We start from the raw sequence: 11,588 nt of genomic DNA, 5'->3' as shown, positions 1-11,588 counted from the left end.
TTCCGAATTTGATTTTTATCATCAGTAAATTGCGTTTGCTAGTAATTAGACAGGTTTTTGAAAGTGTTGAAATTCAGAGAAGTTTGATTCTAATCAATTACTTTTCAACAACTTATAGCTATATAATTGTTGTGTCATATTGAATAATTAATTTCAAAATATGATAAGTACCAAATATGCGCAGTCATATTACTAATCCTTTATAAAATTACTTTTAAATCCTTTTAGTAAAACTTACAGGCAGCCACTAATAAAGTTATCAGGCACTCAATATCAAAATGAAAACGTTTAACAAAACTTTGCCTTTTAGAGATTGTTAGTTATACATAAAAACATGATTATGAAAACTCAAAGCAAAGAAAATACGGAAAAAACTAAAGGCACCTCTAAAGAAAAGGCATCATTTGATCAAAATGGAGAGGGTGCAGCGCCTAAATATGGCCAATCAGGCTCTACCCCGAACGAATCCGGAGAGAGCGGAGTTGGTACGACTAAAAAAAATAAAGAAAACTAATGCAATAAGATAAAAAGAGTGCTAACACTCTTTTTATCTTTCATAGATACTCATCTTTTCAGCAAGTTCTATAATGCTCTTTATTTTTAATTTCTGAAAAAGTCTTAGTTTGTAGGTACTTACTGTACCCATTTGAAGATTTAGCTGATTGGAAATCTCCAATACGCCAATGCCTTTGGTAAGTAATTCTGCAACTTCAAGCTCGCGGCCAGAAAGTTTTGTAAATGGATTATCTGCATCATTACCCAATATGCTGTTAAACATATTTTCTTTAACATTTCTGCTCGAATAACGGCTGCCAGCTAAAATGGTAGTAATTGCGGTTACAATTTCCGATTCTTCTGCATTTTTGGTTAAATATCCTGATGCGCCAGATTTTAAATAAGGAACAGCATAAATGTTTTCATTTAATGAAGAAAATACAAGGATTTTCCCATTTGGCTGAACCAATTTTAACTGATCTATAACCTTAAGGTTGTTACCGCCCGGTAAATTTACGTCGATGATAATTAAACTCGGCGACTTTTCTGCTTCTACAAGCGCCTGCTCCATAGTGGAAGCATGAATGATCTCGACACCAGGCCAAAAATCTGATATTAAACCTTTTAGGCCACGACGGATGATTTCGTGATCATCAGCAATGAGCACACTAAAAGTACTTACGGCATTTTTTGTTTTCATTATTTATAAGAATATTTCTGCAAGTTAATAAAAAGTTATTTTTTTGTACGCAATTGTAGTAAATTTTTCGTTCAATTATGTAAATATTATTATACACAAAATTAAAATTCTGTTAAAAACTAACCTAACACCAGAATTACCAGATTGTTTGGAGCCATAAATAATCAATAAAAACCTGTTTTGTTGATACCAAAAACACTCAAATTCCTCATCATCAACTTAACCAAAATGAACTTTATTATGCATCTCTAAAAACTTTCTGCTCTGTATTGGCAGCATTTTAACCATAAATACCGCTTAAGATCATATAATCAAACAATATGTGTAAATTTTGGTAAACCGTTAAACGTTTAAATATTATAAGCTTAAAAATTTGGGCAATAAACCTGTATTAAATATTAGAAATAAAACACATTATATATGTTATTTCTTTACAGAAATACATCATTATTCTAACAAGTACGATTATTGACAAAAATCAACAACAATATTAAAACTATATAACTTATTATACGCGTTTTAACTAAAAATAGAAATGGTGAACTTGGTAAATTGATTATCGAATAACAACTTTACACGAAAATACATTCAAGAGAGAAAATAAATTTAGAGATGAATTTTTAAATTTTAGCTCTAATCCTACTAAGTGTTTCAAGCCGAATGGCTAAAAATGAAGCAATATGCTTTAAAGAGACCCGGTTAATTAAACCCGGAAAAGACACTAAAAATCGCTTATACCTTTTTTCAGCAGATGAAATTCTGCATAAATAAGCCCTTTCCTCAGCCGAGCGGTAATACACTTCCATCATCTTCCTCCCTACAACATTGGCTTCAGGAAAATTCTCGTATAAATATTCTGAAAGTACATGTGGTATGGCAATTAAATCAACATCTTCCAAAGCCTGCAAATACTCCTCCGAATCACTATCTATCCATAGGTTACGAATCGTACCAACCACCTCATTCTCTTTGGCAATCCAGGTGGTAATTTCACTCGTTCCATCCTTTACAAAGCCTCTGACTACACCTTTTACAATCAAAAAAAGGAATTTATTACGGTCTACCGGAGAAACTAAAAATTTATTCTTTTTGTAACTTACAGGAAAAGTGTGTTGATTGATGCGTTTTTCAATTTCAATGTTTAAAGGATGAAATTTTTTGAAAATTGAGACCACGGGAGAAAAATTATTATATTTCTTCCATCTATCTTCATCAGATAAGTTGACTGCGAGCATATGAATACGGTTGGGACAGACAAATCCTGCGTTTTAAGCAGAATAACAATGTAATGATAAGAAGATAGAATTGAAAAAAGAAGTTTTTTTTGACATTTCTCAATTTTTTCGACCTTACAATATCTTTTCTACCCCTAGGCCAAACAAGGCGAAATCATATTTCACAGGATCCGAAGGATCAAATTGTTTCAAATTTTCGGTGAGTTCAACCGCCGTCAGCCAGTCAGTTTGCTTTCGGTTAATCAATCCCAACAAACGCCCTACCCTATCCACATGCACATCGCATGGGCAAATCAAATCCTTTGGTTTAAGCGTATCCCAAATGCCAAAATCCACACCATTATCATCTGCCCTAACCATCCACCTTAAAAACATATTTAGGCGTTTACAGGTCGATTTTTGCTTTGGCGAAGAAATGTGCTTTTTAGTGCGGTGCGGAAAATCCTCCAAAGAGAAAAAATAGGCCCTGAAGTGATTTAAAGCCTGCTCAATGGTGAAAGTTAATGTTCCGGATAAGCAAACTTCTGAAGCGTATTCAATTTCACTTCCAATGGATGAAACCGTTAAATATTCTGATAAAAAAGTATCTTGCTGAGGCACAAATGCCTGCTCCAAACTATCAAAATGCTGGTAATGCTGTTTAAAAAATGAAATAAAATAGAGTAAATCCGTATCGTTAAAAGTACGGTGCTTAAAATTTAGCAACCGCTTTAAATCATCGTCTGTATGGTTAATCACAAAATCATAAGGAGCATTATCCATGCGATTAAGCAATTCCTTACACTTGTTAATGATGGTTTTACGCTGCCCCCAGGCCAAAACAGCAGCAAAAAAACCTGCAATTTCAATATCCTGCTTTTTATCAAAAAGATGCGGAATACAAACGGGATCATTTGCTATAAAATATGGTCGGTTATACTGATCAACTTTACTATCCAAAAAATTTTTCAGCTCTAAAAATTGCATAGGTTATTTTGATTATAACGAAAGAAGTAGCGAACCCCTCGAACTGAATGCAGATGTACGAATGTGCTGGAATCCGTTAATATTTTAAAGGGTTCAATAAAAATTACGTCATTTCGACTGAAACGCAGTGGAGCGGAAAGATCTACCTAAATAAAGATTCCTCAACTTCATTGTACTCCAATCGAAATGACGGCAATTTATTACACTTAGCCTAAGCCAATGCGCGTTCCAGATCTTCCAAAAGATCATCAATATCCTCTACCCCAACGCTTAAACGCAAAAGGTTATCGGTAACGCCTACTTTCTCTCTTTCTTCCTTAGGAATTGAGCCATGAGTCATTGTTGCAGGGTGATTGATTAAGGATTCTACCCCACCTAAAGATTCGGCAAGGGTGAATACCTTAAAATTAGATGAAATTCTAAATGTTTCCTCCAAATCTGCACCTTTTAAGGTAATTGAGATCATTCCTCCAAAACCACGCATTTGTTTTTTAGCGATATCATGGTTAGGATGGTCTTCAAAACCCGGCCAGTAGATTTTATCAACCTTTGGATGAGTTTTTAAATAACGGGCAATGCGCTCACCGTTTTCGCAGTGCGCTTTCATTCTTAAATGAAGCGTTTTAATGCCTCTTAATACCAAAAATGCATCTTGCGGACCAGGGGTTGCACCACAGGCATTGTAAATAAACCAAAGGTCTTTATACAATTGCTCATCATTTGTTACCAACGCCCCCATCACCACATCAGAGTGACCACCAATGTACTTCGTTACCGAATGCATCACAATATCTGCTCCTAAATCTATAGGGTTTTGCAGGTATGGTGAAGCAAAAGTATTATCAACTGTAAGAATTAAGTTTTTCTCTTTTGTAATTTTTGCCACACCTTCAATATCTATAATTTGCATTGTTGGGTTTGTAGGGGTTTCAATCCATACCAACTTCGTTTTATCATTGATATAAGACAACATATTTTCTGGCTTCGAAAGATCCAGAAAATGGAATTTGATGCCATATTTGGTATAAATTTTTGTAAAAATACGATAAGATCCTCCGTAAAGGTCGTTTCCGGTAATAACCTCATCGCCAGGCTGCAATAGTTTTAATACGGCATCAGTTGCACCCATTCCACTCGAAAAAGCCAAACCATATCTGGCATTTTCCAAAGCAGCTAAACAGTCTTCCAAAGCTTTACGTGTTGGATTTGTTCCCCTCGAATATTCATATCCTTTGTTATCGCCGGGAGATTTTTGCCAATAAGTAGAAGTTTGGTAAATCGGTGTCATTACAGCACCAGTTGTTGGATCAGGCTCTTGACCTGCATGTATAGCTTTGGTTGCGAATTTCATTTTTTTTCAGATTTGAGATGCGAGACTTAAGATGTAAGATGAGATCCATTCTCAAATCTAACATCTCAAATCTCATGTCTAATTAATATGCTCTAGCGAACAATACCCTTTGGATTGAAGGCTTGCCTGAATAAATACATACCCCATCTTCCAGTTTATTATCTAAAGGAATACAACGTATGGTTGCTTTTGTTTCTTCTTTTATTTTTTGTTCTGTTTCTGGTGTACCGTCCCAGTGCGCTGAGATAAAACCTGCTTTGGTATCTAAAAGCTCTTGGAACTCTTCGTAACTATTGGCCTCAGTTATATGTTCATCACGATAAGCCAGTGCCTTGTTAAACATACTTTGCTGAATATCTTCCAATAATTTGATGATGTAGATATCCAATCCTTCCTGAGGTACAGTTTGTTTTAACTTGGTATCTCTACGGGCAATTTCTACCGTTTTATTTTCTAAATCCCTACCGCCAATGGCAACACGGATTGGCACACCTTTCAATTCATAATCAGCAAACTTAAAACCAGGTCGCTGTGTATCTCTGTCATCATATTTAACAGAAACGCCCATTCCCTTTAACCGCATGGTTAACTCATTTACATAAGTAGAAATTTTGGCAAGATCCTCATCACTCTTATAAATAGGAACAATTACAACCTGGATTGGTGCCAATTTTGGTGGAATAATTAAACCGGAATCGTCACTGTGTGCCATAATTAAAGCACCCATTAACCTGGTAGAAACACCCCATGATGAAGCCCAAACGTGATCGAGTTTTCCATCTTTACCAGTAAATTTAACGTCAAATGCTTTAGCAAAATTCTGGCCCAAAAAGTGCGAAGTACCTGCCTGTAAAGCTTTACCATCCTGCATCAATGCTTCAATACAATAAGTATCTAACGCGCCCGCAAACCTTTCATTTGGCGATTTACGCCCCCTGATTACAGGAACTGCCAACCAGTTTTCGGCAAAATCGGCATAAATGTGCAACATGCGTTCCGTTTCTTCAATTGCTTCCTGTGCAGTAGCATGTGCAGTATGGCCCTCTTGCCATAAAAATTCTGCAGTACGTAAAAACAACCTCGTACGCATTTCCCATCTTACCACATTGGCCCATTGATTAATCAATATCGGCAAATCGCGGTAAGACTGAATCCATCCTTTATAGGTATTCCATATAATTGTTTCTGAGGTAGGACGAACGATTAACTCCTCTTCCAATTTGGCAGTTTCATCAACCACAATGTTCCCGTTACCGTCATTTTTTAAGCGATAATGTGTTACAACGGCACATTCTGTCGCAAAGCCCTCAACATGAGAAGCTTCCTTAGAAAAAAATGACTTTGGGATGAATAATGGAAAATAGGCATTTTGGTGGCCTGTATCCTTAAACATTTTATCTAAAACAGCCTGCATTTTTTCCCATATGGCATAACCATTTGGCTTTATAACCATGCAACCACGTACAGCAGAGTGCTCTGCCAAATCTGCTTTTAATACAATATCATTATACCACTGGGAATAATCTGCTTCTCTGCTTGTAATTTCTTTGCTCATGTTATGTATTTGGAACGTAATTTGTGTGTTTAAAAGTGTAAAATTCGCTGGCAAATTTATAAATTTATGCCTACAAAATATTAAGAAATTAATATCTATTATTTTTGCTCATTTTTGACTAAATTACCAGTTAAGAATTATTTACCATTAAACTTGTTTATTCATTCGTGAACACACACAACTAAATATAAACACAATGAAACCAATTAAATTTTTACCCATTGTTATGATTGCTGCCGCTGGGTTGGTGGCATCATGCTCAACATCAAAATTGGCTCAAACTAAGCCGGCAGATGATGTTTATAATTCTGTTGCCAAGGCGCGGGAAGTTGAGGTTGCTTTACCTCCTCAAAATCAACAGGCACAAAATCAAAATCGCGGTCAGGAAGAGTACGATGAATATTATGGAACCAGTAATCCTTATTACGATATGGATTATTCTTCAAGGATAAACCGTTTTTACAATGGTTACAGTTTCCAAAGTTATTACGATCCTTATTTCGATAATTATTACTCTGGCAGCAGCTATGGCCCGTCTAACTATCTTGGTTATGGCCTGGGTTGGAGCAGTGGATACGGTTTAGGTGGCTGGGGCGGAGGTTTCGGTTACAGCAACATTTGGAGCAATCCATTCTATTATGGCAACTTTGGCTACGGATGGAATAATCCTTATGGATGGAACTCTTGGGGACCAAACTCTTATTACGACCGTTATGGTTGGGGCGGTGGATACTACGGCGGTGGCTGGGGTATTGGCGGCGGATACTATGGTGGCGGCGGTGTGTATACCAACAGAGGTTACAACAGACCAAGACCAGGTAGTGATGACAGAGGTACACCAAGATATGGAAACGGTAATGGCGGCAATGTAGGCAGACCGAGCAGATCTGGTGTTGGTAATCCAAATGGTGGAGTATCTTATGCACCAAATAATAATGCTGGCCGACCAGCAAGAAATCAAGGTGGCGTTTACACACAAGGTCAAGGTAACCAAAGTGGCAGACCAACCAGAAATGATAATTATTCACCTCAAGGTACACAAGGCAGCAGACCAACCAGAAACGAAAATTATACACCACAACAACCAGCAAGAACTGAAAGCAGACCATCTTATTCACCTCCACCATCAAATGGCGGCGGCGGTGGCTCTAATGGCGGCGGAGGCGGCGGCGGTGGTTCTAGACCATCAAGAGCTGGAAGAGGTTAATTATAAAATCTAAACACACAAATGAAAAAAATCATCCTTGCTTCTCTAGTAGCTACAGTAGCTACTATGGGAACAACATATGCCCAAAGTTATGCACCCGATGCATTCCGTTTCTCACAAACCAATTATGGAAGCTCTTCACGATTTAAAGGAATGGGCGGCGCACAAATCGGTGTTGGAGGCGATATTGGTTCAATCAATGCCAATCCGGCCGGGTTGGGTTTATTTACCAAATCTGAATTCAGCATCACCCCTGAATTTAATTCCGTTTCGAACAATAGTGCATATTTAGGCAAAAATATCAAAGCGAATAAAAGCCAGATTAACCTGAACAATATTGGCGTAGTATTTTATAGTCCTGCTGCAAAAATGAAAGGATCTGATGTAGATAAAGGCTTAGTAAGTACCGTTTTCGGTTTAAGCTATAACCGCAACAATGATTTTTTAAATAATATCAGCTATAATGGTACAAATACCAATAGCTCGATCAGGGATTCATATGTTGATCAGGCAAATAATAACGGAATTGAAAACTCTATTGCTGGCGATGCTTATAATAGTTACATCATCAATAGAAATACACCGACTTTTCCTAATCAATATTCTGCTGAACCCTATAATAACGCCAATTTTAAACAAAACTGGGATGAAGCCCGCTTAGGTTCTACTTCAGAATTTAACGTGGCAGGAGCCCTAAATTTTGGCAATAAGGTATATATTGGTGCAACCGCCAGTTTTGTTAATGTAAAATATACAAGTGATGCTACATTTACCGAATCAGGAATTCTAAATTCTTATAATGATGGTGCAGTTTTACCACAGGTACCAACTTACAACGGAAATGAAAATTACAACCTTACCCATTTCAGAAATCAGGAAACTAAAGGTGGTGGTTTCAATTTAAAATTAGGTGCAATTTTTAGGCCAGTAAGCGAATTAAGAATCGGTTTAAATTTTCAAACTCCTACATGGATGAATATTGAAGATAATACTAGTGAAACCTTACAGGCTACTACGGCTGGAAATGCCAATACTCCGCCAACAAAATCCAATAATCCAACCCAATATTATTCATTCACTTATAACCTGCGTACGCCTTTAAAAGCATCTGCAGGTGTTAGTTATGTAATTGCTGGTACGGCATTAATATCGGCTGATGTAGATTATATTGATTATTCTTCAATGCGTTTTTCTGATTCAAACGGATCTGATCTTTCTACAATCAACAGCAACAACGCTTTCATTAAAGAAGCTTATAAAGAAGCAGTGAATTATAGAGTTGGTGCAGAAGTAAAAGCAACTAATGAGTTAAGTCTTCGTGTAGGATATGGTGTAAATGGTAACGGTGTTAAAGGCGGCGATAATAAATTTTACCAGGGCCAATACTACACAGGTGGTATTGGATACCGAATAGATAACTATTATTTCGATGTGGCATACCAAAGTTACAAAACAAATTTCAACTCAAGCCCATACTTGTTAGATGATTACAGTGAGCCTGTTGCAGATGTTAAAAGCAAAAGGAACAATGTATTTTTAACTTTTGGAGTAAGATTTTAAGATTACATAATAATTTAAAAGGGCGAAGATTTTTAATCTTCGCCCTTTTTTACCTAGCCTTTACCAATATCTCCTTTTCCCCATACACCACTCCCCCATCTGTAACGCCTTGCACAACAATTTTAAACTGTCCGGTTAAATCGCCGGTATTAAAAGTAATTGGGGTTTCTCCATTAACCAATAACTGGTAATTCCAATAAACCGTTGCAAAATTGATGGGTTCATTTTTATTATTTATATCGGCTACATAAAATTCTTTAGGAAGGTTTATTCCTTTTAAAATAGTGATGTTGGGTTTTGATTGCTGATCTGTACATCCTTGATAAACAGTTGTGCCTCCTCTACCATTTGCATAGGCTTTGCCTTTAACCGGACTGGTGTTTTCAAAATCGCCGCTGTGATTAGGGCAGTTTAAAATATTGTACCTGCAAACATAATCGCCGCAGCCATTTGCAAAAGCATTTTTGGCAAAACCGGTTCTGTCATCTTTGGTTTTCTTAATTACCACTTCTTTTAAGCTAATTCCTGCAACTGATGTTATACTTTGTGTATCCTCATTTAAAATGGCTGATTTAGTGGTTAGCGATTCAAAATTTTGCTGCATCAAATACTTTTTCAATTCATCCTGTGGCTCTTTTATTTTAAGGTCGTACTGATCATATTTTGATGTAGCCATACTTAACCAAACAGGTACTTTTGGCGTTGCAGTAATCAGATTGGTAAATGGAATACTAAATTGTCCTGCACTGTCTGTATTAAGAAAATAAAGGTTTTCTCCAGCTATTGTTGATAAACCCATCGGACTTTCAAGCAACTTTTTTTTCCGGGTAATGCTGCCTGAATAATCTAAACTGGAAATAATCTTATTTTTTTCAGTTTCTGCTACCACGCTTTGAGGCCATTTATACCTACTCCATGTTTTAACCAACAAAACATCATTAAGGTATTTCTGATCAACATATTTTACACCCATCGGATGGTTGGGGAGTTTGTTTAAGTATTGCCCTAAATAAAAATAATCAATAATATTCTGATTATTGCTGCCCGAAATCCTGTTATACTGCACACAAGCAACTGATACCACTGCAGCAACATGCTTGTTATCTTTCAAAACATTGAGTTTTAAATTTACCTGATCCCTGGTGTTGTATTCATTTTTATCTGTAATTAGTTCAGTTTGGTTAAGCTGATCATAATGTGCGAAAAAAATTCTTTCTGCAATGGGGCGGTAATTCGCATCTAAAACAGTTACAGTATGCAATCCAATTGGAACAGAATCCAACTTAAACTTTATATTTTGAATTTTATTTGTAGTCAGGTTTAACTCAGTATGAAGCAAAACAGAAGAAAAATTGTGCACCAGAACATGAACTTTAGTATTTGAATTACTTTCTAGCTGAACCCTGAAATAGCCATTTGCAATAGCAGAACCAGCACTTAATACCACACCATTTTGAAGTGGTGTTGGCAAATTAAATTTAACATCAGCCTGATCTTTTGCCAAAAGTTTAACGGAATAAAGTTTTGGTAGTTTTGGACAAATTGAAAATGAACCAATTCCAATCGAACTGGTTTGTATGGTATCAAGGGCCAAATCATTTTCATACAAAACAGCAGTTGTTTGTATTACCGATCCATCTAAATCTTTTATTTCGAAACCTACATTAGATGTTAAATGATCAACAAGATAACCGCCTTCAGGATAAAACTGGACATTATACCGGCTTTGAGTTCTAATTGGAAGCGCAAGCTTCACGTACCTCACTTCTTTTCCTTTTTTAACCCTCACTGTGAGCAGATTATTTGCCGATGTGATCTTTTGGGCGGGGTAACTAATCATCAATTCGCCAATTACACTGCTTTTGGCAACACCAGTTTGCAAGCGTTCTTTATCGCCTCCAATCTGATACTTAACCTCAGCCCCTTCAACAAAACGGTTATCGCTTGATAAAACTTTTAACAAAGCTGTTCCATTTTTAGTTTCTTCATCGTAGGCTTTAAAAATAGAAAGGTTTGCCGTTAACGCATTTACGGTTGTAGATTTAATGGTGATGGGCTGAATAAATGCACCATCGGGTTGATTATTAATTTTAATATTGGTGTTTGCAACGAAACGATAAGCACCACTAGGCAACGAATCCGGAAGTGTTAATGCACCTAATGCAAAACCTTTATCAATTAAAAATTTCTGCTGAAGAACAATTGAGCTGTCTTGATTATTAATCAGTGATAAATATAAAGTATGGTATCCGTCTAAACCAGTAATGGTTTTGAGCAAATAGCCAGTAAACCAAACCTGATCATTATTGGTATATACATTTTTATCATAGTGAACAAACAACTCAGAGGTTGCTGTTTTTGAAGCATAACGATCAAGATTTAGGGCAATGCTATCTAATTTTCTATCCTGAGCTTTTGCTTTTACAAAAAAAAAGAATGCAAGCAATAATAGAATATAGAATTTTGACAGCATAATGGAATGATATGCCTAAAATTCAAAAATTTAATTCAAATTTTCA

At 36.4% G+C, this 11,588-nt stretch carries 9 protein-coding genes; 3 read left to right on the top strand and 6 right to left on the bottom strand.

The window, feature by feature from the left end:
- The first annotated feature begins 340 nt into the window (after positions 1 to 340).
- Positions 341 to 514: a hypothetical protein gene (locus ACZZZW_RS14390; protein ID WP_463494337.1), complete on the top strand. Its 174-nt coding sequence runs from the start codon at positions 341 to 343 to the stop codon at positions 512 to 514.
- Positions 515 to 547: 33 nt separating this feature from the next.
- Here the strand turns inward: ACZZZW_RS14390 and ACZZZW_RS14385 are convergent, their stop codons facing one another.
- The 5 genes from ACZZZW_RS14385 to proS form a co-directional block, all read right to left on the bottom strand.
- Positions 548 to 1,195, bottom strand: coding sequence for a response regulator (locus ACZZZW_RS14385; protein WP_463494336.1), 648 nt, complete (start codon positions 1,193 to 1,195; stop codon positions 548 to 550).
- Between the two features lie 620 nt (positions 1,196 to 1,815).
- Positions 1,816 to 2,430, bottom strand: coding sequence for a Crp/Fnr family transcriptional regulator (locus ACZZZW_RS14380; protein WP_055911496.1), 615 nt, complete (start codon positions 2,428 to 2,430; stop codon positions 1,816 to 1,818).
- A 114-nt stretch (positions 2,431 to 2,544) separates the two neighbouring features.
- A complete protein-coding gene (locus tag ACZZZW_RS14375; RefSeq protein WP_463494334.1) occupies positions 2,545 to 3,396 on the bottom strand; it encodes a TIGR02757 family protein in 852 nt (283 codons plus the stop codon).
- 211 nt (positions 3,397 to 3,607) lie between these two features.
- The gene (locus ACZZZW_RS14370; protein ID WP_055911502.1) at positions 3,608 to 4,747 is read right to left on the bottom strand and encodes a cystathionine gamma-synthase; all 1,140 of its coding nucleotides are present in this window, start codon (positions 4,745 to 4,747) and stop codon (positions 3,608 to 3,610) included.
- Between the two features lie 82 nt (positions 4,748 to 4,829).
- A complete protein-coding gene (gene proS, locus ACZZZW_RS14365; RefSeq protein WP_055911505.1) occupies positions 4,830 to 6,302 on the bottom strand; it encodes a proline--tRNA ligase in 1,473 nt (490 codons plus the stop codon).
- Between the two features lie 196 nt (positions 6,303 to 6,498).
- Here proS and ACZZZW_RS14360 point away from each other — a divergent pair, with 196 nt between their 5' ends.
- Together ACZZZW_RS14360 and ACZZZW_RS14355 are read left to right on the top strand one after the other, a co-directional pair.
- Entirely contained in the window at positions 6,499 to 7,509 is a 1,011-nt protein-coding gene (locus ACZZZW_RS14360) for a hypothetical protein (RefSeq protein WP_055911508.1), read from the top strand.
- Between the two features lie 21 nt (positions 7,510 to 7,530).
- Positions 7,531 to 9,069, top strand: a complete 1,539-nt coding sequence (locus tag ACZZZW_RS14355; protein ID WP_463494331.1) for an OmpP1/FadL family transporter — start codon at positions 7,531 to 7,533, stop codon at positions 9,067 to 9,069.
- A gap of 49 nt (positions 9,070 to 9,118) precedes the next feature.
- On the opposite strand, the gene ACZZZW_RS14350 is transcribed toward ACZZZW_RS14355, so the two are convergent.
- Positions 9,119 to 11,542, bottom strand: coding sequence for a hypothetical protein (locus tag ACZZZW_RS14350; protein ID WP_463494329.1), 2,424 nt, complete (start codon positions 11,540 to 11,542; stop codon positions 9,119 to 9,121).
- Positions 11,543 to 11,588: the final 46 nt, after the last annotated feature.

The sequence above is a fragment of the Pedobacter sp. AC379 genome (assembly GCF_979258145.1).
The sequence above is the reverse complement of the archived record's forward strand: the minus strand, read 5'-3'. Positions and strand labels throughout refer to the sequence as shown.